At 60.0% G+C, this 20834-nt stretch carries 22 protein-coding genes and 1 rRNA gene; 2 read left to right on the forward strand and 21 right to left on the reverse strand.

Going from position 1 to position 20834, the window contains the following annotated elements; translation table 11 throughout:
- From ABCN01_RS04350 to ABCN01_RS04365, 4 genes are all read right to left on the reverse strand, one after another.
- Nucleotides 1-270: ribosomal RNA gene (locus ABCN01_RS04350) — 16S ribosomal RNA — on the reverse strand; the annotation flags it as partial.
- Between the two features lie 403 nt (nt 271-673).
- Nucleotides 674-2074 (reverse strand): phosphoglucomutase/phosphomannomutase family protein, encoded by a 1401-nt coding sequence (locus tag ABCN01_RS04355; RefSeq protein WP_271734731.1) that lies wholly within the window; start codon nt 2072-2074, stop codon nt 674-676.
- A 159-nt stretch (nt 2075-2233) separates the two neighbouring features.
- Complete coding sequence (locus ABCN01_RS04360) at nt 2234-3127, reverse strand: homocysteine S-methyltransferase family protein (RefSeq protein WP_342996135.1); 894 nt, start codon at nt 3125-3127, stop codon at nt 2234-2236.
- 10 nt (nt 3128-3137) lie between these two features.
- Entirely contained in the window at nt 3138-3560 is a 423-nt protein-coding gene (locus tag ABCN01_RS04365; RefSeq protein ID WP_117564991.1) for a metal-dependent transcriptional regulator, read from the reverse strand.
- 120 nt (nt 3561-3680) lie between these two features.
- On the opposite strand from ABCN01_RS04365, the gene pepT reads away from it, so the two are divergent.
- Entirely contained in the window at nt 3681-4928 is a 1248-nt protein-coding gene (gene pepT, locus ABCN01_RS04370) for a peptidase T (protein ID WP_342996215.1), read from the forward strand.
- A 352-nt stretch (nt 4929-5280) separates the two neighbouring features.
- Here pepT and ABCN01_RS04375 read toward each other — a convergent pair whose 3' ends face one another.
- From ABCN01_RS04375 to ABCN01_RS04455, 17 genes are all read right to left on the reverse strand, one after another.
- Complete coding sequence (locus tag ABCN01_RS04375; protein ID WP_342996138.1) at nt 5281-6516, reverse strand: LCP family protein; 1236 nt, start codon at nt 6514-6516, stop codon at nt 5281-5283.
- A 12-nt stretch (nt 6517-6528) separates the two neighbouring features.
- On the reverse strand, nt 6529-7812 hold the full coding sequence (murA, locus tag ABCN01_RS04380) for a UDP-N-acetylglucosamine 1-carboxyvinyltransferase (RefSeq protein ID WP_117821434.1): 1284 nt from the start codon (nt 7810-7812) through the stop codon (nt 6529-6531).
- A gap of 88 nt (nt 7813-7900) precedes the next feature.
- A complete protein-coding gene (gene atpC, locus ABCN01_RS04385) occupies nt 7901-8293 on the reverse strand; it encodes an ATP synthase F1 subunit epsilon (protein WP_006235718.1) in 393 nt (130 codons plus the stop codon).
- Nucleotides 8294-8296: 3 nt separating this feature from the next.
- On the reverse strand, nt 8297-9751 hold the full coding sequence (gene atpD, locus ABCN01_RS04390; RefSeq protein ID WP_006235717.1) for a F0F1 ATP synthase subunit beta: 1455 nt from the start codon (nt 9749-9751) through the stop codon (nt 8297-8299).
- Entirely contained in the window at nt 9751-10659 is a 909-nt protein-coding gene (atpG, locus tag ABCN01_RS04395; RefSeq protein WP_006235716.1) for an ATP synthase F1 subunit gamma, read from the reverse strand. The genes atpD and atpG overlap by 1 nt, the downstream gene beginning before the upstream one ends.
- 5 nt (nt 10660-10664) lie before the next feature.
- Nucleotides 10665-12263 (reverse strand): F0F1 ATP synthase subunit alpha, encoded by a 1599-nt coding sequence (gene atpA, locus ABCN01_RS04400; RefSeq protein ID WP_035138794.1) that lies wholly within the window; start codon nt 12261-12263, stop codon nt 10665-10667.
- Entirely contained in the window at nt 12263-12739 is a 477-nt protein-coding gene (locus ABCN01_RS04405) for a F0F1 ATP synthase subunit delta (protein ID WP_006235713.1), read from the reverse strand. The genes atpA and ABCN01_RS04405 overlap by 1 nt, the downstream gene beginning before the upstream one ends.
- Nucleotides 12729-13331: a F0F1 ATP synthase subunit B gene (gene atpF, locus ABCN01_RS04410; RefSeq protein WP_342996141.1), complete on the reverse strand. Its 603-nt coding sequence runs from the start codon at nt 13329-13331 to the stop codon at nt 12729-12731. The genes ABCN01_RS04405 and atpF overlap by 11 nt, the downstream gene beginning before the upstream one ends.
- A gap of 15 nt (nt 13332-13346) precedes the next feature.
- Nucleotides 13347-13541, reverse strand: coding sequence for an ATP synthase subunit c family protein (locus ABCN01_RS04415; RefSeq protein ID WP_022094262.1), 195 nt, complete (start codon nt 13539-13541; stop codon nt 13347-13349).
- A 124-nt stretch (nt 13542-13665) separates the two neighbouring features.
- Complete coding sequence (gene atpB / locus ABCN01_RS04420; RefSeq protein WP_022094263.1) at nt 13666-14469, reverse strand: F0F1 ATP synthase subunit A; 804 nt, start codon at nt 14467-14469, stop codon at nt 13666-13668.
- A gap of 3 nt (nt 14470-14472) precedes the next feature.
- Nucleotides 14473-14784 (reverse strand): hypothetical protein, encoded by a 312-nt coding sequence (locus ABCN01_RS04425; protein ID WP_342996143.1) that lies wholly within the window; start codon nt 14782-14784, stop codon nt 14473-14475.
- A 280-nt stretch (nt 14785-15064) separates the two neighbouring features.
- Complete coding sequence (upp, locus tag ABCN01_RS04430) at nt 15065-15712, reverse strand: uracil phosphoribosyltransferase (RefSeq protein ID WP_118376863.1); 648 nt, start codon at nt 15710-15712, stop codon at nt 15065-15067.
- A 122-nt stretch (nt 15713-15834) separates the two neighbouring features.
- On the reverse strand, nt 15835-17376 hold the full coding sequence (gene glpK, locus ABCN01_RS04435) for a glycerol kinase GlpK (protein WP_342996144.1): 1542 nt from the start codon (nt 17374-17376) through the stop codon (nt 15835-15837).
- Between the two features lie 13 nt (nt 17377-17389).
- Nucleotides 17390-18133: an L-threonylcarbamoyladenylate synthase gene (locus tag ABCN01_RS04440; RefSeq protein ID WP_342996145.1), complete on the reverse strand. Its 744-nt coding sequence runs from the start codon at nt 18131-18133 to the stop codon at nt 17390-17392.
- Between the two features lie 148 nt (nt 18134-18281).
- On the reverse strand, nt 18282-18584 hold the full coding sequence (locus ABCN01_RS04445) for a helix-turn-helix domain-containing protein (RefSeq protein WP_006235701.1): 303 nt from the start codon (nt 18582-18584) through the stop codon (nt 18282-18284).
- Complete coding sequence (locus ABCN01_RS04450; protein ID WP_022094268.1) at nt 18571-18966, reverse strand: type II toxin-antitoxin system RelE/ParE family toxin; 396 nt, start codon at nt 18964-18966, stop codon at nt 18571-18573. Before ABCN01_RS04450 ends, ABCN01_RS04445 begins: the two co-directional genes overlap by 14 nt.
- Nucleotides 18967-19041: 75 nt before the next feature.
- The gene (locus tag ABCN01_RS04455; protein WP_035138784.1) at nt 19042-20307 is read right to left on the reverse strand and encodes a N5-glutamine methyltransferase family protein; all 1266 of its coding nucleotides are present in this window, start codon (nt 20305-20307) and stop codon (nt 19042-19044) included.
- Nucleotides 20308-20343: 36 nt separating this feature from the next.
- Between ABCN01_RS04455 and ABCN01_RS04460 the strand changes: the two genes are divergently transcribed.
- Complete coding sequence (locus ABCN01_RS04460; RefSeq protein ID WP_342996148.1) at nt 20344-20670, forward strand: hypothetical protein; 327 nt, start codon at nt 20344-20346, stop codon at nt 20668-20670.
- The last annotated feature ends 164 nt before the right edge of the window (nt 20671-20834 follow it).

Below are 20834 nucleotides of genomic sequence, written 5' to 3' on the forward strand. Positions count from 1 at the left end.
GGCACGGTGGGCCGTCACCCCGCCGTCTACCTGATGGGCCGCGGAGCCATCCCCTCCCGTCGGGGCTTTAGCCGGGGCGCCATGCGGCACCCCGGGGTATCCGGTATTACCCGTCCTTTCGGGCGGCTATCCCGGGGGAGGGGGCAGGTTCTCCACGTGTTACTCAGCCGTTCGCCACTCGCTTCTATCCGAAGATAGGTGCCGTTCGACTTGCATGTGTTAGGCGCGCCGCCAGCGTTCATCCTGAGCCAGGATCGAACTCTCCGTCCAAAATGTATGGGCTTCGAGCCCGTCCGGTCCTCTCAGTCATTCGCTGATCGGTTCCGTTCGATTCATATGGTTTTAGTATAGGAAAAGGAATTTCTCGGGGCCGCCTCTCGGCGGCCTTGCGAAAAACAAATCCAAGTTAGACCATTTCAAATGGTTCGATGTCTGCCCGGATGCGACACTCAATGTGTCCATCCTCGCAGTATCCGGTTCTCAAGGTGCACGCTTTGCGGCTGATCCGGTTGCACCGGGCCGCGCGGCAAGGAGATATATTGCCAGACCGGAGGGGTCCCGGGGGCGGGAATCTGGGCGTACACATTTCCTACACATCTTGTGATCCGACTAACGTTTGCCAGCCGTTAACTACCGCTCGCCGAGCATCTCTTTATATAAGGCAGTCTCATGGTTAAAGTGGATACGTCCCCCTAGCTAAAGCACAGCCAGCATCGAGCAACTCATCACGTTCTTCCACCGAGAACCCCTCGGCGTAGACGCGCACCACTGGTTCGGTCCCGCTAGGACGAACCAGCAGCCACGTGTCATCCTCGAATGACAAACGCAAGCCGTCCATATGACTAACGTTTTGCGGCACCTTGCCACAAATCGACTTGGGGTTTACGCCCGGCAGCAGGGTTCGTAACGTTTCGGCATCTTCGGCCTCAAGGCGCAAATCGCGTCGACCGTAACTCGTCTTACCAAAACTGTCCTCGAGTTGGTCGACCAGAACGCCCAAAGGCGCGTCCGTCTTTGCCATAAGCTCACACAGAATCAGACAGGCGAGGATTCCATCGCGCTCGGGCATATGCGCGGCGATGCCGATGCCACCGGCTTCTTCGCCGCCTATGAGGACGCCGCCCTTCTTCATCTCCGCCGCTATATATTTGAAACCGACTGGTTTGACGGTCACGCGGCAGCCAAGCGCCTCGGCAATGCGACGTACGAGCGTCGAGCATGAAAGATTGACGACGACGCGCCCCTCCAAATTACGAAATTGAACCAAGTCGCCCAAAACGAGCGCCATGATCTGATGCGGATGTATATATCTGCCGCGCTCGTCAACCGCGCCGATACGGTCGGCGTCGCCGTCGGTCACCAGGCCAGCGCAAGCTCCGTCCTCGACAACCGTGCGCTCGCAAGCGTCCACCCAAGGCTCAACGGGGTCGGGGCAGATATCTTCTTGGTCAGACGCCTGCCCGGCGTGAATCTCGTGCACCTCAACGCCAAGCTCGCGCAGCAAGTCGGCTAGATAGCCCTGGGCTGCGCCGCCCATGGGATCGACAACCACGCGCAGGTGCGCGGCGCGGATGGCTTCGGCATCGACAAACGATGCCACCGCCTGCATATAGTCAGGAATGATATCCGCGGTGCGATATTGCCCCTCGATCCCCATTGGCTCGGGAGCCATAGTCTCTTCGAGCTCTTCGATGACATCCTGGTTGGCGGTCGAGCCGTCACCCATGCGAATCTTGAGGCACAGATAGCCCTGCGGATGATGGGACCCCGTCACCATGAGCGCGCCGCACGCTTCACCGTCATAAGCCGCCGCCCACGTAAGGGCAGGGGTCGGGACAGGTCGCGAAGCGAGCACGGCGTCTAGCCCGTGCGCTGCTAGCACACCCGCCGCAAGCTCAGCGAACTCGCGCGCCAGGGGCCGGGTGTCGAACCCTATATATACCGTTTTGCCCGGATTGGTCTTTTGCCACAACTCGCCGACGGCATCGGCGATACGGGCAACGTTATCGGCAGTGAAGTCCTCATCGACGCGAGCGCGCCAACCGTCAGTTCCAAAATGAATTATCGCGCACACGCGCAGACACCTCACAGTGTTTGGATCATGGTACGCATGGGGTATACCCGCAACATGCACTCGGCAACCTGCCGGCACCAGCATTCACCATTTGGGCAAATGCTGCCGAGGACATGCAAGCAATAAAAAAAACCGCCCCGTATGGAGCGGTTTTGCCCTTTATATATCGAGCGCCTCGGCCATCGCGGCCGTAGTGATTGCCGTGGTTCCACAGCAACTGCCCACCATTGCGGCACCGGCATGTCTCCATTCGATGCATGCGCGCGCGAAAGCTTCGGGGTTCTCGTGCCATACGGGGCCATCCTGAGTCTGGACCGGATCGCCTACGTTGGGACGCACCGTGACGGGAGTAGTCGCCGATGTAACCATCCTGGGCACCGCCGCGTTCGCGGCCGCAAGCGAACAGCAATTAACACCAACCGAGTTTGCGCCGTGTTTTTCGGCGTACAAAACGGCTGCCTCGATGTTGAGGCCATCGCCCAACAGGTCGCCTTTATCGTCAACGACAAAACTCACCAGAACAGGCATGCCGTCGGCGGCATCTCGGGCGCCGGCAAGCATGGGCTGCAAATTACGGATAGACGTCACCGTCTCGATCAGCAGACCGTCAACGCCGGCATTGAGCAAGGCGTGCGCCTGTTCGCGCGCAATGCCTCGGATTTCACGATACTCGGCAGAGTCCTCGGCAAACCACTCAATACCGATCGGGCCCATCGAGCCCAGCAGCAGCTGAGGGTGCGCCTGGCGGGCATCGTCGACGGCCCCGCGATTGACCTCCGCCACGGACGGCGCAATCTGGTCGTGCTTGAGGGCATAGCTCGATGCCTGAAAGGTGTTGGTAATGAGCACCTGCGCGCCGGCGGCGACATACAAGCGATGGATACGAGAAACGGTCTGCGGCTCTGCCAGATTCCAAAACGCCGGTGGAATGTCGGCGGCATCGTACTCACTCAACAGAACACTGCCCATGGGGCCCTGCGCCAACAAGGTCTCGCTCGACAAGCGGCGCGCAAGCTCCTCGGCACCAAAGCGGTTGTAATAACTCGTATCCATATATATCCCGCTATTCCTCGACGCTGATTCCCTGCTTTTCGAGATAGGCGAGCCAGCGGTTCATCGTGTCCTCGGAAAGCGCATGCTCCATCATGCAGGCCTCGGAATCGGCTCGCTCAAATTCGACACCGAGCTCCTGAACCAAAAACGTGCGGATGAGGCGATGACGGTACCAGATAGCCGTGCCAACCTCGCGACCGCGATCGGTCAGGATTACCTTGCCGTAGTGCGATTGCTCGACAAGCTCGGATGCCTTGAGCGCCGAAACCGCTTTATTGACCGATGCCTTGGAGACGCCAAGGCGCTGCGCGATGTCGACCGATCGCACGCCGTTGGTTTCCCCCTCTTCGCTTTCAATGCGAACCATGCACTCCAAGTAGTCTTCGTTCGCCACCGTCAGATGTAGTTCGCGCGAGCTATTTGTCGTATCCATGATCTTCCGTCCCTTCTGCATTCAATGGCTGATTCTACCCCATCCAAGCGTCGTGGTATGCCGTGGCATACCGTGCTAGAGTTCTTGTTGCACACGACGACCAAGATTGGAGCGGTCTTTATGGAAAACACCACCACAAGCCCCGATGTCCTCGAACGCTTTTTGCGCTACGTCCAGATCAACACGCAGTCCGAGGATGCAAACTGCGACCAGGTACCCTCGAGCGCCGTTCAGTTTGACCTTGCCAACGTGCTGGCTGAAGAGCTGCGCGAGCTTGGTGCGGAAGATGCCCACGTGACCGAGCACGCCTATGTCTGCGCGCATATCCCCGCAAGTGCGGGCGCTGAGGACAAGCCCGCCCTGGGCCTGATCGCCCATCTCGACACCACCGAAGTTGCACCGGGCGCCGGCGTGAAGCCGCACATCGTACACTACGAAGGTGGCGACCTGGTCTGCGGCACGGTTGACGGTAAGCCCGTTGCCATGAGTGCCGCCAAGCTTCCCGCCCTGAATGACCTCGCGGGTGAGGACCTGGTCTGCAGCGATGGCACCACGCTGCTGGGCGCGGATGACAAGGCAGGCGTCGCCGAGATCATGTCGCTTGTCGCGCGTATCGCTCAGGACCCTTCTCTGCCCCATCCCGCACTCGGCATTTGCTTCTGCCCTGACGAGGAGATCGGCCACGGAGCCGAGCTGTTGGATATCGATACCTTTGGCTGCAAGTACGCCTACACGGTCGACGGTGGCCCCATCGGCGAACTGGAGTGGGAGTGCTTTAACGCCGCCGAGGCGACCGTCCGCTTTGAGGGCCAGTCCATCCACCCGGGCGACGCTAAGGGCCGTATGGTCAACGCAGGCAATCTGTTCTGCGACTTCAACGCGTTGCTCCCCTACGTGCAGCGACCGGAGTATACGGAAGGCTACGAGGGCTTTTATCACCTTGAGGGTGTATCTGCGACCGTCGATCACGCCACAGCGCGCTATATCGTCCGCGACCATGACGCCGCCAAGTTCCAGCAGAAACTCGACCTTATTGATGCCGCCGCCTCGATGCTCAACCAGCGTCTGGGTGAGGAGCGCGTGACGGTCGAGATTAAGCAGCAGTATCGAAATATGGCCGAGATCGTTCGTGACTATCCCGAGCTTATTGATGTTGCCAAGGAAGCCTATCTTGCCTGCGGCGTTGAGCCCCAAGTGCTGCCGATTCGTGGCGGCACCGACGGCGCTCAGCTGTCGTTCCGCGGTCTGCCCTGCCCCAACCTTTCCACCGGCGGCTATTGCTACCACGGCGTCAACGAGTTCGTCCCGGTCAGTTCGCTCGTCAAGATGACCGACGTGCTCCAGGAGCTCGTCGCCCGCTTTGCATAAGCCTGGCTGCACAAGTCCAAAAGACGAATCGCCCCGTCCTCAACCAAGAACGGGGCGATTTTTTATGCTGCAATGAGAACAGGTTGACGCACGCCAGCCTCTTAACGCAAGGAGTGTCCCAAACTGCCGGCACATAAGGAACGTCCCCAAGTGCCAAGTGGACTACCCAACTGCAAGTGACGACATCGCTGGTTGAATCAACGTCAGCGAGCGACGTCCAGAGCGAACAAGTTGGCATGAAAAAGGCAGGGCATTGACCTTCTGGTCATGCCCTGCCTTTTGAATGACAAATTGTCGCTCTGGGCGGCGCGCAGCGTCGAGCCGTTACGCGGGCTGGTAAGCCCGCGTAACTCTAATAGTTGGCCTCGTAGCCGTTGCCGTCGCCGGTGGGCTCTTCGTAGTAGTCCGAATCGCTCGAATCGCTTGAGTCATCGGAATCGTCAGAGCTGACCGATGAGGTTGCGGTACCATTTGCGTAGTCGTCAGACGTGTTGTTGTTCAGGTCGCCGATCGTAGAGCTGGAACCGTCGGAAAGGCCCATGGTGTTGGAACCCTTGGGGTCCTTGCCGGCATCGACGCGCTCCATCATTTCCTTGAGCTCGTCCTCGTAGACAAAGACGTAGCTCACACCGTCGATCATGGTGCTGTCGTCGGCGTACGAGGGCAGGTTGGCCGAGTAGATACCGTCGACATCCATACCGCGCATGGCGTTGACCGTAGCCACGATATCCTGAACGCTCATATCGGTTACGAGCATATCGGACAGCGAATTAACCAGGCCAAAGATCTTCGTGGCATCGAAGTTATTGAGAATCTGGTTGGCAAGGGCGCCAAGCACCTGACGCTGGTGGCGCATGCGCGTGTAATCGCCGTCGGCATAGGTGTAGCGGCAGCGGGCATAGGTAAGGGCGGTGGCACCGTCCATATGCTGCTGGCCAGCGGTAATCTTAATATCCAGGTGCTCGGGGTCGTCAACATCATCGGTTGCGTTAATGTCGATACCGCCAACCGAATCAATCAGCGCCTGCATACCGTCGAAGCTGACCTCGGCATAGTGGGAAATCTGAACACCGCACAGCTCGTTGACCGCCTCGACCATGGCCTCGGCGCCGCCAACGGTATGGCAGGCGTTGATCTTCATGGTCTCGCCCTTGTACTCGACCTTGGTGTCGCGCGGAACGGAAATGAGCGTCGCCTGCTTTTGCGTGGGGTCGATGCGTGCCAGGATAATCGAGTCGGCACGATACGTATCCTCGCCCGGACGGCCGTCGGTGCCAAGAAGCAGCACGTAGAACGGATCCTTTGCCTCATCGGTGTCAACCAGAACCCGACGCAGATTGTCGGTAATGACATTGGAATCGCCGAGCTTGCCCATAATGGTGGCAAACCACAGGCCGGCAGCGGTAGTGGCACTCAGCAGCACGCCAAGCACGACAATGAGCGCGACGTGACGAATCGTGTGGCTACGACGACGTTGACGAGCGCGCTCGGAATAGCGAGCCACGTTATCGCGACTGTAGATCTTGGCCTGCGCACCAGTTGAGGGTCTTCGGGCGGTGGTATCCGCGAGGGGCTTTTTATTAAACATAGGCAACCTGTATTAGTAGATGACGGGATCGGGGACGGTAGCATGCTCGACATGCGCGCCAAGCGCCTGCAGCTTTTCGACAAACTGCTCGTAGCCGCGCTTGATGTGATGGATGGCCGAAACCTCGGTCGTCCCGTCGGCGATCAAGCCCGCTACGACGAGGGCCGCTCCGCCGCGCAGATCGGGCGAGGTAACCTGTGCACCCGAGAAGCCCTTGACGCCATGAATCATGGCATGATGGCTCTCGATACGAATGTCGGCACCCATGCGCACCAGCTCAGAGGCAAACATAAAGCGATTCTCGAAGATGTTTTCGGTAATAACGGAACTGCCATCGGCAAGGGCGGAGAGTACCATAATCTGTGCCTGCATGTCCGTTGGGAAGCCGGGGAACGGAAGCGTCTGGATGTCGACCGGCTTGATACGCTCGGCACGGTTCACATGGACGCCATCTTCGACGCGCTCGCAGTCGATACCCATGAGCTCCATCTTCTTGAGCACCATGCCCAAGTGAATGGGGCAAAAGCCCGTGACATCGACACCGCGATCGTCGGCCATCAGCGCACCGGCAACGATAAAGGTACCGGCCTCGATGCGGTCGCCCACCACGCGATGGGTAACGGGATGGAGCTCTTCCACACCTTCGATAGTCACGACGGGCGTACCGGCGCCAACAATCTTGGCGCCCATCTCGTTGAGCATGTTGGCGAGATCGACGATCTCGGGCTCGCGGGCGGCATTGTCGATAACCGTGGTACCCTTCGCGCGCACGGATGCCATAATGAGGTTCTCGGTCGCACCGACACTGGCGAACTCGAGCGTGACGGTGGTACCGCGCAGACCTTGGGGCGCATTAGCGTTGATGTAACCGTGGGCGGTATCGAACTCAACGCCCAGGGCCTCGAGACCAAGAATGTGCATATCGATCTTGCGAGCACCCAGGTTGCAGCCGCCCGGCATGGCGATCTTGGCGCGATGGAAGCGGCCCAGCAGAGGTCCCATGACGGCGGTGGAAGCACGCATCTTAGCGACGAGCTCGTAGGGGGCCTCCCAAGAATCGACCTGAGAGGTATCAATCTCGAGCGTGTGCTCATCGAGAACATCGATCGTAGCGCCCATGCCCTTGAGCACCTTGCCCATCACGTGGACATCGGAAATATCGGGCACGTTCTGCAGCGTCGTCTTGCCCGGCGCCAGAAGCGTTGCCGCCATGAGTTTGAGTGCGGAGTTCTTGGCGCCCGAAACGGGCACGGAGCCTCCGATGGCGTGGCCACCCTCAACGCGGATAATATCCAAGGTCTACCCTTTCAAAAAGCATGCCCGGGATGGCTGGGCCATCCCGGGCATGATGTGTTCGCAAATGGTCGAACGCTAAATCGTTTGACTATTGGGCAAGCTTGAGCTTACACCATGCGATTTCATTATAGAGGTAGGCGCGGCGTGCATCATCCTCCGACAAATTACCCAGCTTCTCTTCAAAACCTTGAATATCAGCTTTAAGCTTGTCGGCATCGACGGTCGCCAAATCGCAAGCGCGCTCGGCGAGAACGGTCACGACATCGTCCGCAACCTGGGCATAGCCGCCGGCCACGGCAAACGTGTGGTCGACAGTGCCCATGGCCTTATCGGAAACGCGAACGTAACCGCGGTCGATCGTGCAGATCTCGCTGGAGTGAGCAGGCAGAACACCAAACTCGCCATCCGTGGACGGAATCGACACAAACGCAGCGTCGCCCTCATAGGCGCAGCTCACGGGGCACACGATGCGGATACGCATAACCTACTTCTCCCCCATCTTGCGGGCGCGCTCGCGCACGTCCTCAATCGTGGAAGCATAGCGGAAAGCCTGCTCGGGCAGGTCATCGGCCTTGCCGTCGACAATCTCGGCGAAGGAGCGGACGGTATCCTCGACGCGGACGTAGACACCGGGGTTGCCGGTGAACTTCTCGGCGACGTGGAAGGACTGCGAGAGGAACTGCTGAATCTTACGGGCACGGTTGACCGTAAGACGCTGCTCCTCGGACAGCTCGTCCATACCCAGAATGGCGATGATGTCCTGAAGGTCGGAGTACTCCTGCAGGAGCTCCTGGACCTTGACGGCGACACGGTAGTGCTCCTCGCCAACGATCGAGGGATCGAGAGCGTCGGAGGAAGACGCGAGCGGGTCAATAGCCGGGAAAAGGCCGAGCGACGAAATGCTACGCGAAAGAACCGTGGTGGCGTCGAGGTGCGTAAACGTCGTGGCAGGCGCCGGGTCGGTCAGGTCGTCTGCGGGGACGTAGACAGCCTGGACGGAGGTAATGGAGCCCGTCTTGGTCGAGGTAATGCGCTCCTGGAGGTCGCCCATCTCGGTTGCCAGCGTGGGCTGGTAACCAACGGCGGACGGCATACGGCCCAGCAGTGCGGAAACCTCGGAACCTGCCTGGGAGAAGCGGAAGATGTTGTCGATGAATAGCAGAACGTCCTGGCCACGATCGCGGAAGTACTCAGCGGTGGTAAGGCCGGCCAGACCGATGCGCAGACGCGCTCCGGGCGGCTCGTTCATCTGACCATAGACCAAGCAGGTCTTGTCGATAACGCCAGACTCGCTCATCTCGAGGAACAGGTCGGTGCCCTCGCGGGTACGCTCGCCGACGCCGGTGAACACCGAGGTGCCGCCGTGCTCCTGGGCGAGGTTGTTGATGAGCTCCTGAATCAGAACGGTCTTGCCGACGCCGGCGCCGCCGAACAGGCCCGTCTTGCCGCCACGGATGTAGGGCTCGAGCAGGTCGACGGCCTTGATGCCGGTCTCGAAGATCTCGGTCTTGGTGGTGAGCTCGTCGAAACGGGGCGCTGCATGGTGGATGGGGTAGAACTCCTCCACCTCGGGCATGGGCTTGCCGTCGACGGGCTTGCCCATGACGTTCCAAATGCGGCCGAGCGTCTTGGGGCCAACGGGCATCTTCATGGGCTCACCGGTATCGGTGGCGATGAGGCCGCGCTGCAGGCCGTCGGTCGAGGACATGGCGACCGTGCGGACGACGCCGCCCGGAAGCTGGCTCTCGACCTCGAGGATCGTGCTCAGATGACCGATCGGGGTCTCGGCCTCGACCGTGAGCGCGTTGTAGATCGGGGGCACCGCGCCGTCAAACTTGACGTCGACGACAGGGCCGATGATTCGCACGATGCGACCATCACCGGCAGTCGTCTTCTTGGTGGCTTCCTCGACCGCAAGCTTTACGGTGTTATTAGCCATTACTGTTCCTCCAATGCTGAGGCTCCGCCGACGATCTCGTTAATCTCGGTCGTGATCGAAGCCTGGCGCACGCGACTATACGTGCGGGTAAGGGTCGAGATGATCGCGGTGGCGTTTTCCGTCGCGGAGTGCATGGCCTTGCGGCGTGCACCCTGCTCGGCAGCCGCCGAATCGATCAGGGCCTGGTAGATGACCGTCAGGATATAAGACGGCACAAGCTTGCCGAGAACATGCTCGGGAGAGGGCACGAACTCGAACGTGGACGAGATGCGCTTAGGGGCGTCGGTCTCGTTCTTACGCGGACCGTGGGCCATAGCGATCATCTCGGGGTCGAGCGGCAACAGATGCTCGACGCGAAGCTCCTGATCCACGCGGTTCTTGGCGTGGTGGTAGACAAGCTCGACACGGTCAAGCTCACCGGCACGATACGCATCGCAGATATGAGAGGAGATCATGCGGGCCTGATTAAAATCGGGCTCAGAGGAGTTGCCCTCAAAGTGCATGACGACGTTTGCGCGGTCACGGAAATACGTGGCCGGCTTACGCCCGCACGCGATGATCTCGCACTCGATGCCGTCGTTCGCCCAAGAAGCGGCGAGCTTTTCGGCCGTGCGCTCCACCGTCGTATTGAAACCGCCGGCAAGGCCGCGGTCCGAGGCAATAACGACAATCAGGCCATGCTTGACGCTCTCATGCTTCTGCAGCATGGGATCGGTGCCCGAACAGGAGGCGTCGCCGGCGACCGTCAACATGACGTCGGTCAGCGCCTCCTTATAGGGCTCGGCCTGCTTGGAGCGATCGAGGGCACGACGGATCTTGGCCGTAGAGACCATCTCCATCGTGCGCGTGATCTGCTTGGTCGTGGTAACCGAGGAGATTCGCTTCTTAATGTCGCGAAGGTTGGCCATGGGGCTTAGTTCTCCTCTGATCCAGAAACATCCGAATGGTGCTTGGCCATGAACTGCTGCTTGAAGTCGCCGATGACGCGCAAGAGCTCAGCCTTGGTGTCATCATCGATCTTCTTGGCGCGAACCTTGTCGAGCAGCGAGCCAAAGCCATTGTCCATGTACTCGATGAGCTCGGCACGGAAAGGCAGCACGTCGGCGATCTCCAGGTCATCCAGGAAGCCCTCGTTGCCAGCGAACAGCGTAACGATCTGCTCGCCAACCTCAAACGGCTTGTAACGCGGCTGCTTCAGGAGCTCGGTCATGCGGGCACCATGGGTCAGCTGCTTCTGAGTAGCCTCGTCGAGGTCGGAGCCAAACTGGGTAAAGCCAGCGAGCTCCTGATAGGAAGCGAGGTCCAGACGGAGGTTGCCGGCGACCTGCTTCATGGCCTTGGTCTGCGCATCGCCACCGACGCGGGACACGGAGATGCCCACGTCGACTGCCGGGCGCTGACCCTGGAAGAAGAGCTCGGACTGCAGGTAGATCTGACCATCGGTAATGGAAATGACGTTGGTCGGAATGTAGGCCGAGACGTCGCCGTCCTGGGTCTCGATGATCGGCAGTGCCGTCATGGAGCCATAGCCGTTCTTCTTGGACATCTTGACGGCACGCTCGAGCAGACGAGAGTGCAGGTAGAAGATGTCGCCAGGATAGGCCTCGCGTCCGGGCGGACGATGCAGCGTCAGCGACATCTGACGGTAGGCCACAGCCTGCTTGGACAGGTCGTCGTAGATGACGAGCACGTGCCCGCCGGGGTTGGTCTCGCTGGCGGGCTTACCGTCCTCGCCGTTGTACATAAAGAACTCGCCGATAGCGGCACCGGCCATAGGCGCGATGTACTGCATAGGGGCGGAATCGGCAGCGGTGGCCGAAACGATGATGGTGTAGTCGAGCGCACCGTGCTGAGCGAGGGTCTCGCGGATGTTGGCAACCGTGGAGGCCTTCTGGCCGATGGCGACATAGATGCAGACCATGCCCTTGCCGCGCTGATTGAGGATAGCGTCGATGGCAATGGCGGTCTTACCGGTCTTGCGGTCGCCGATGATGAGCTCACGCTGACCACGGCCGATAGGCACCATGGAGTCGATGGCCAACAGGCCGGTCTGAACCGGCTCGCACACCGGGGTACGGTCGATGACACCGGGGGCCTTGAACTCGATGGGGCGACGATGCGTGGCGACGATGTCGCCCAGGCCGTCGATGGGCTGGCCGAGCGGATTGACGACGCGGCCGAGCATGGCACGGCTCACGGGGATATCCATAATGCGGCCAGTGGTGCGGCACTCGTCGCCTTCCTTGATGGAGTCGACGGCACCGAACAGAACGGCGCCGACCTCGTCACGGTCAAGGTTCTGGGCAAGGCCGAAGACGGTCTCACCGGTATCGGAGCTCTTGAACTCCAGAAGCTCGCCTGCCATGGCGCTCTTGAGGCCGGAGACGCGCGCGATGCCGTCGCCTACCTCGTCGACCGTTGAAACCTCATGCGTATCGACCGTCGCGGAGAGGCTCGTGAGCTGCTCCTGCAGTTTCTTGGCGATATCCTGGGCATTGAGGGTTTCGGACATTAGGCTTCACCTCCGTACGAATTAGCAGAGTTTGCGAGGGTCTCCTGCGCGATGCGCAGCTGCGTCTTGACGGAAATGTCACGACGCTCGCCGCGGGCCTCGAGCACCAGGCCGCCCACGATAGACGGGTCGACCTGCTCGATAAGGAATACCTTGCGGCCGAAGTCCTGCTCGCATTTCTTAGTGATGGTTTGACGCAGCTCGTCGTCGAGCGGGATCGCCGTGGTGACGGTCACGCCCACTACATCCTCGTCTTCCTCGGCAACATACTTAAAGGCAGCTGCCACCTTGGGAAGAAGGTCGAGCTGGTCGCGCTTGGACATGGTGTCGAGCACGGCGATGATCTCGGGGCTGGCGCTAGCCAGGCGCTCGATCATCTCGAGGTCCTCGAACACATGGTTCTCGGCCTTGGCGGCTTCCAAAAGGGAGCGCGCGTAGGTCTCGAGCACCTTGTCCTGATAGCGGCTAGTCGGCATTCAGGCTACCTGCTTCCTGGATGTAGCGCTCGATGAGCTTCTTCTGCTCGGACTCGTCCTCGAGTGCCTCGCCCACGATCTTGGTGGCGACGGCAACGGACAGGTCGGCGATGGAGCTCGCGGCACCGGCGTAGATGGACTTGCGCTCGTCCTCGACGGTCGTATGGGCCTTGGCGATGATCTCCTCGGCCTCATTGTGAGCAGCCTCGATGATACGGGCGCGCTCGGACTCGGCGTCCTTACGGGCCTCGAGAACGATGTCGGCAGCCTGACGACGGGCGTCAGTGACGATCGAGTCGGACTCAGCGCGCTTGGCGATGGCCTCCTGCTTGGTCTTCTCGGCCTCGTCGAGGCTCTCCTCGATCTTCTTGCCGCGCTCCTCCATGGTTTTCATGATGCCCGGCATGGCGACCTTGGCCAGCACGATCCAGATAATCAGGAAGGCGATAAGCGCCGGGATGAACTCCGCCATCTTAGGGATGAGGATGTCCGCACCGGCAGCGCCGTCCTCGGCGAACGCGGAAACCGGCATGAGCAGCGCGGCCGCGGACGCGGAGAGTGCGATCGCGCTCTTCTGGGATGAAAGATTCATACTTGACGCTCCGTGCTATTTAACGATCAGCGCGACAACGAAGCCGATCAGAGCCAGAGCCTCGCCGAAGGCGGAGCCCATGATGAAGACGGTGAACACGCGGCCCTGGACCTCAGGCTGACGGGCCATAGCACCCGTAGCACCCAGAGCAGACAGGCCGATAGCAAGACCAGCGCCGATAACACCGAGACCGTAACCGATAACTCCCACGATTCCTCCTTTGTCGTGCGTGTCTTATTTCACGCAGGATAACCTTTTTATAACTGCCGGGCTCCATGGGTACGGGCACCGGCGGTTTAACGAATTGCCTTACCTTTAAGGCGCGAACGGAAGATTACTCCTCCTCCGCGACCTCCTCTGCCTCGGAGACATACACGGCGGTAAGGACCGTGAAGACGTAAGCCTGGATGGCGCCGACCACAAGCTCGATCGCATAGATCAGGATGAGGATGGCAAGCCAGGCCAGCGAAGGCAGGGCGCCGACGGCGTGGGCCGCGGAAACCTGCTGAAGCAGCGGCTGCATGAACATGCTCGCCATGATGGCGAACGAGCCCATGACCACGTGTCCTGCGAACATGTTGCAGAACAGACGAACGGCGAGCGTGATGAGGCGCAGGAAGGTCGAGAATAGCTCGACAACCCACACGAGCACGTTCATCGGGAAGCTCACGCCCTGCGGGGCGAGGCTCTTGATGTAGCCGATCACGCCGTGAGCCTTGCATCCGTAGTAGATGAAGTACACGAAGGCGAAAATGGCGAGCGCGGCGGTGGAGCCGATTGCGCCGGTGCCGGGCTTCATTCCCGGGATCAGGCCGATCATGTTATTGATCAGGATGAACAGGAAAAGCGAGCACAGGAACGGGAAGTGCTTCTTCCAGTTCTCACCCACGACGCCCTTGCCGATATCGTTCTCGACGTACTCGATGATGTACTCGAAACCGTTGACGAAGAAGCCCTTGGGAACCAGGGTCTGCTTCTTCTTGAACACGGCCAGGACGATCAGGAGCACGATCGTGGAGACGATCAGCCAAAACGAGTACTGCGTGATGCCGCAGCTCAAATCGCCCACGACAGGGGTGGAGCTGAACTCGCTGACCAGATGATTAATCTCATCAGGCAGCTTTTCAAAAATTTCCACGACTTACCTTTCGACCTCATGAGGATCTCGCAGCGCCTTGGCGACGCGAACCGTGCAGGCGGCCATAAAGGCCACGAAGCCGATCGCCTCGCCCAGGAGGAACATGCGAAATGCCTCTCCGAACAACGCAAACACAACCAAGGTAAAGACGAGCAGGGCGACTGCCGAGACCGCCAGGCTCACCATGCCCTTGAGCATGTCCGCATTCTGTTTATCGTCAAGAACCGGCTTGAGCGTAAAAACAAAGGGAAGGAAGGCAATTGCGCCCGCGATGGCGCCTGCAACGATAGCGAGCAGATCGACTATCTGAAACACTGGCTTCCTCGCTTTCCTTTTTAACGCCTCACAGCACAGTCCCAGCCAAACATTGGTGACTATTGTACGAGCCAATCGCTAAAGTACAACCGTAAAACAAACGGTTAATACGCACCTGTACGTTTTCTTAAGGCCTTCTTTATGCCGCAGGTACGGTAATACGTTTTTTCGAACCCCTCAGCGCAAAACGTCCGTTAACAGAAGTGCGCGTGGACGACTTTTGCTCGCCCGCGCGCACCATTTCTTCGTATTTGTGACCGTAGCCGACAAGGCCCAACGACTAGAGCGTACCGTAGATGCGGTCGCCGGCGTCGCCCAGGCCGGGAACGATGTAGGCGGCCTCGTTGAGATGGTCATCGATAGCGCAGGTATAGATATGCACATCGGGGTCCTTCTCGGTCAGCGACTTGAGACCCTCGGGCGCGGCGACGATGCACAGCATGCGGATATCCTTGACACCGCGCTCGCGCAGGTAGCTGATGGCCATCTCGGCCGAACCGCCCGTGGCGAGCATGGGGTCGACAACCAGGCAGATGCGCTGATCGATATCCTTGGGCATCTTGCAGTAATACTCGTGCGGCTCGTGGGTGACCTCGTCGCGCTCCATACCGATGTGGCCCACGCGAGCGGAGGGTACCAAGTCGAGGATGCCGTCGACCATGCCGAGGCCCGCACGCAGGATGGGAACGATGGCGAGCTTTTTGCCGGCGAGCTGCTTAAACGTTGCGGTGGTGATGGGGGTCTCGACCTCGACGTCTTCCATGGGCAGGTCGCGCATGGCCTCGTAGCCGTCAAAGAGCGCAAGCTCGCGCACGAGCTGGCGGAACTGGTTGGTGCCAGTGCTCTTGTCGCGCAAGATCGACAGCTTGTGCTGGACGAGCGGGTGATCGACAAGGGTCACACGGGACGTATCGTAGGTGACGGTCATGGGTTGATGCCCCTTTCATTGCGGCCGGAAGATGGCCTTGCTGACAAGGCGCATGGCGACGTTGTTGCCGCGCGCCGTGCATAAGTTTAACGGTTTGTTGTATCGAGCAGGTCGTCGCAACCCTACTGAGCGGTGTTGAGCGAACGCTTGACGGCATCACGCCAACCAGCGAGATTGCTCTCGCGGCGTTCGGCGGACATGTGGGGAAGGAAGGTCCTAACGATCTGGGCATTTTGCTCCAGCTCTTCCAGGTCTTCCCAATAGCCGACGGCAAGACCCGCCAAGTACGCGGCGCCGATTGCCGTGGTCTCCACCGTCTCGCATTGCAGCACGGGGATATCCAGCAGGTCGGCCTGGAATTGCATGATGAACTCGTTGCGCGAGGCACCGCCATCGACAGACAGGCGCTCGATCGAAAGCCCCACGTCCTGCTCCATGGCGCGCAGCACGTCGTAGCTCTGATATGCCATGGATTCGCAGGCGGCACGTACGATGGTCGCACGGCTCGAGGCGCCGGTCAGACCGCACACGATACCGCGGGCATGCGGGTCCCACCAGGGAGCGCCCAGACCCGCAAAGGCGGGGACGAAGTAGCAGCCCTCGTTGTCGTTAATCGAAGCGGCGAGTTGTGCCGACTCGCTCACGCTCGAGATGATGCCCATGTTATTGCGAAGCCAGTTCATGGTGGAACCGGCAGCAAAGATGGAGCCCTCGAGTGCATAGCTGATCTTGCCGTCCGCGGCGATACCGATCGTGGAGACCAGACCGTTCTTGGATTCGACGACCTCGTCGCCGGTGTTCATGAGCATAAAGCAACCCGTGCCATAGGTGTTTTTGGTCTGGCCGGGATGGAAGCAGCAGTGGCCGAACAGCGACGCCTGCTGGTCGCCCGCCACGCCCATGATGGGTGGCATGTTGGTCATGATATCGCTCGCGACGCGGCCGTAGTCGCCCGAGCTCCAACGAACCTCGGGCATCATGGAACGTGGAACGTCAAAGAGCGCCAGTAGATCGTCGTCCCAATCGAGCGTATGGATATTAAAGAGTGCCGTGCGGCTGGCATTGGTGTAGTCGGTGGCAAAGACCTGGCCGCCGGTGAGGTTGTAGATGAGCCAGGTGTCGATGGTGCCAAACATGAGGTCGCCCGCCGCCGCGCTCTCGCGTGCGCCGTCGACGTTGTCGAGAATCCACTGCACCTTGGAGGCCGAGAAATACGGGTCGAGCGTGAGTCCCGTGCGGGAGCGCACCAGCTCCTCGCAACCCTGTTCAACTAACGCGTCGATTGCCGGCGCGGTACGGCGGCACTGCCATACGATGGCGTTATAGATGGGCTGGCCGCTCACGCGGTCCCAGACCACCGTGGTCTCGCGCTGGTTGGAGATGCCGATGGCGGCAATGCGGTCGGAGTGGATACCGCTCTTAAACTGGACTTCCATCATGACGGCGATCTGGCTGGCAAGGACCGTCATGGGGTCTTGCTCTACCCAACCGGGACGTGGGAAGCTGGTTTTGACGCTGCGACGTGCCTGCGCGACGATGCATCCGTACTCGTCGACGATGGTCGCAAGTACCGAGGTGGTGCCGCAGTCGAGCGCCATGATGTAGGAACCGCCAAAGTCAAACGAGGCATCTTCCATGCCCAGGCTACCCAGATTCAACGACATCGCTTACACCTTTCTATTGCATCGGGTCGGACAGGACCCGCTCGATCTCTGATGCGGGAAGTGCGCCTTGGCGCAGGATCTGGAGCCCGCCGTGCTGGAACGACACGATGGTCGAGGCGTCGCGACACGGGGTCTCACCGGCGTCGACGGCCACATCGACCCCCTCCAGGATGCGCTCCTCCACCGTGACAAAACTTGCCGGCGCGGGCGCGCCATGCGTGTTAGCGCTGGTGCAGGCAAGAGGGCTGCCGCAGGCGCGGATGAGCGCTTGGACCACAGGCGAGGCCGACGCGCGAAGAGCCACAGTGTCGTCGGCGGCACGCATAAAGGTCGGCACGCAGGGGGCCGCCTTGACCACAATAGTCAGGGCCCCCGGCCAGCATCGTCGTGCGAGTACGCGAGCCTCTTCGGGGATATCCACGCCATAGAGGTCGAGTGCTTCGGCATTATCAACCAGCCAGGCGACCGTTTGGGTGAGCTTGCGCTGCTTGAGGGTAAAGATGCGGCGGTAGCCGGTACCGAGCGCAGGGACCGCGGCGCCATTGACGACAGCCTGCGGATCGCGCGGCCACGATGGGAATTCGCTTGTATCTTGGAGCACGGCGTCCGAGAAGGCGTTGACTGCCACGGCGACACCGTAGACGGTCTCGGTCGGGATCAAGGCCAGGCCGCCGCGGCCGAGCACCTCGGCCGTGCGCTCGACGGCGAGCCGATGCGGCTCGCGCGTTCCCTCGTATACCCGATAGACCGTCTGCATGTGTATGCCAGCCCCTTACGCTCTGGTGAAAGTTAGTTTACTGAGGGGCATTCTCGCACGAAACGTTCAACCTATTTGGCCAGAGTGCATGTTGGTTTGGTGAGCGGCTCTAGTAGTCGGTGAAAGTGAGGGGGTTAATTGAAGATTTTTAGCGCGCAAGCGTAACGGTACGATCGGGAAACTCGATGCTTGCAACCAGTTTTCCGCCGAGGCTCTCTGCGTACCTGCTCAGCGTGTCGAGCCTCATCGAACCCAACTCCCCACGCTCGAGCTCGGATACACGTTTTTGAGAAACGCCCATCGACTGGGCGACCGACGCCTGTGTTAGATCTTTTAACCTGCGAATCTGAGCAAGCTTATAGGCTTCGATACGATCGCGAGTCCTCTCCTGCTCGGCGGTAATGGAGTCGCGTGTTATCCCGCGAGATTCCATATACTCATGCAGTTCCATCTCGATCGAGCCTCCTTACGTGGCGACGGTATATTTGCTCGGCCCTTGGAATGTTGATCGCATACCAACCGTTCCATTTTGCCCTTGACGATCCCGCTCGCGACTTATCACCCGCCAATAGCAATACCGCCTGGCGCTTGGGGTCAAAGGCGAAGAGGATGCGAATCACCTGCCCACCACACGACGTCACTCTCAGCTCCTTTAAATGATGAAGCTTCGAGCCCTTTACGCGGTCAACCAGCGGACGACCAAGGCTGGGACCTTCCTTCTCGAGCACCAAAAGGTCTGCATAAATCTGCTTCAGCGTAGCTTCATCCTGCTCATCAAGCCAAGGTTCAATGTAATCAAGCACGATACGGTACCGATGCAGCTGATTTGACATACCTTTCTCCTTCTATAGTAGAAGTTTTACGGTATATTGCAAGGACAAACTTGCGCAAATGTCTATTTATTCAGCTCAAATACGCTGTTTGGGCTCGGTGACGATGGCTCGAACGATGCGGGGACGATCGGTGAGGTCGTGGACGATACGCACGTCCGAAAGGCCTGCCTGGCGACAGAGCTCGGCCGCGGCATCGAGGGCGCCCTCGTAGAGCTCGCAGGCAAACAGGCCGCCGGCGCGCAGCATGTAAGGCGCCGCATTGAGCAGACGGCGGAAGATGTCCAGGCCGTCGGCACCGCCCTCGAGCGCCAAGTCGGGCTCAAAGTCCTTGACCTCGTGCGGCAGCGAGCGCATGACGCCGGTCGGGATGTAGGGCGGGTTGGAAACGAGCACGTCGAAGGTGCCCCACTCTTCGCGGGGAATGGAGCTCACCAGGTTGGTGAGACTAAAGGCAACCTCATCTGCCGTGAGGCCGAGCGCGTCGCGGTTTTTGGTGGCCAGATCGATGGCGCGCGGCTCGATATCGGTGGCGGTGCAGGTAACGTGGCCGCGGCGCTCCCAGGCAAGGGAGAGCGAGATGCAACCCGTGCCGCAGCCGACCTCGAGAACGCGGGCGATACGGGGCTCGGCTGGGGCAGGCGCAGCGGCATCCTGAGCCGAAGCCGTCTCCTGGCCGGCACCCTCGATGGCGATGCCGTATTCGTCGAGCTCGGGCTCGGGGGTTTCCATGGCCTCTGCTTCTGCCGCTTCGGCTTCTGCTGCCTGCGCGGCGGCTTCCTCGGCCTCGCGGTCGGCCAGTTCCTCGGCATAGGCACGGCTGCCCAGTACATCGCCGCCTAGCGCCGCCTCATCGGCAGCCGTCAGGTTAGCGGCACGGCGCTCGGCGGTCGCCCGTTCGTCTGCCAGCGCGGCCTCGGCCTTGCGTGCCTCCTCGACCTCATCGTTCCAAGGCAGCTCAACACGCTGACGGGCAGCAGCCTCGGGGCTCAGCACCTCGGCATCCAGATAATTGAGGACTTCCTCGACGAGCATCTCGGTCTCGGGGCGCGGAATGAGCACACCGGGGGCGCACGCGACGTCGATCATGCGAAACTGCGTGCTGCCCGTGATGTATTGCAGCGGCTCGCCCTTAGCGCGGCGGACAACGGCCGCATGCATGGTCTCGAGCTGGGCCGCGTTAAGCGTCTCGTCCATACGCATATATAGGTCAATGCGCGCCAGGCCCGTGGCGGCGCACAGCAGCCACTCGGCAGAAAGACGGGGGTGCTCCTCGCCGCGCTCGGCCAGGTACTCCTTGGTCCACTCGAGACAACGCTTGATGGTCCAAATCTCGTTTGCCATGGGGTCCTCCCCTCTTAAGCGCCGGGCGGCGCACGAATGTCGGAGCAGATTGTACGCGAGGCCAGCGCTTGGCAAGGGACGATTGAAGGCGATTATCGAGAATCAGCCCAGAATTTTGCTTGGAACCTGCCTGAAATGTTCATTCATCGACGTCTAGATTTGCATTCGTCAAGCTTTTGGCAAGGTTGCCCCAAAACTGACCAATATCTAACCAAGAACTTGCCAAATCACTTGACGCGCGATGCATCAAAAATCGCCCCGCGACTTCTTGAACGATTTTTCGAGCAATATTTTCAATTGCAGATGAAGGCTGCTGATTACTTTAAGCAGGTAGGCAGCTTAATTTCTAACAAAGCAGATTAAATAAACTTGAAAAGTAATTTACCCAACCTAGTCATTTAAGAACGTCCCCAATGACTACCCCTAAGTGCCAACTAACCAATTGCCGTCTCCGGCAGCGATGGCAACGCCGTAGGTAGAGGTCGGACAGCGAGCGACGTCCAGAGCGAACAAGTTGGCATGAAAAA

This window comes from Collinsella aerofaciens (assembly GCF_039062365.1).
Classification (GTDB): Bacteria; Actinomycetota; Coriobacteriia; order Coriobacteriales; family Coriobacteriaceae; genus Collinsella.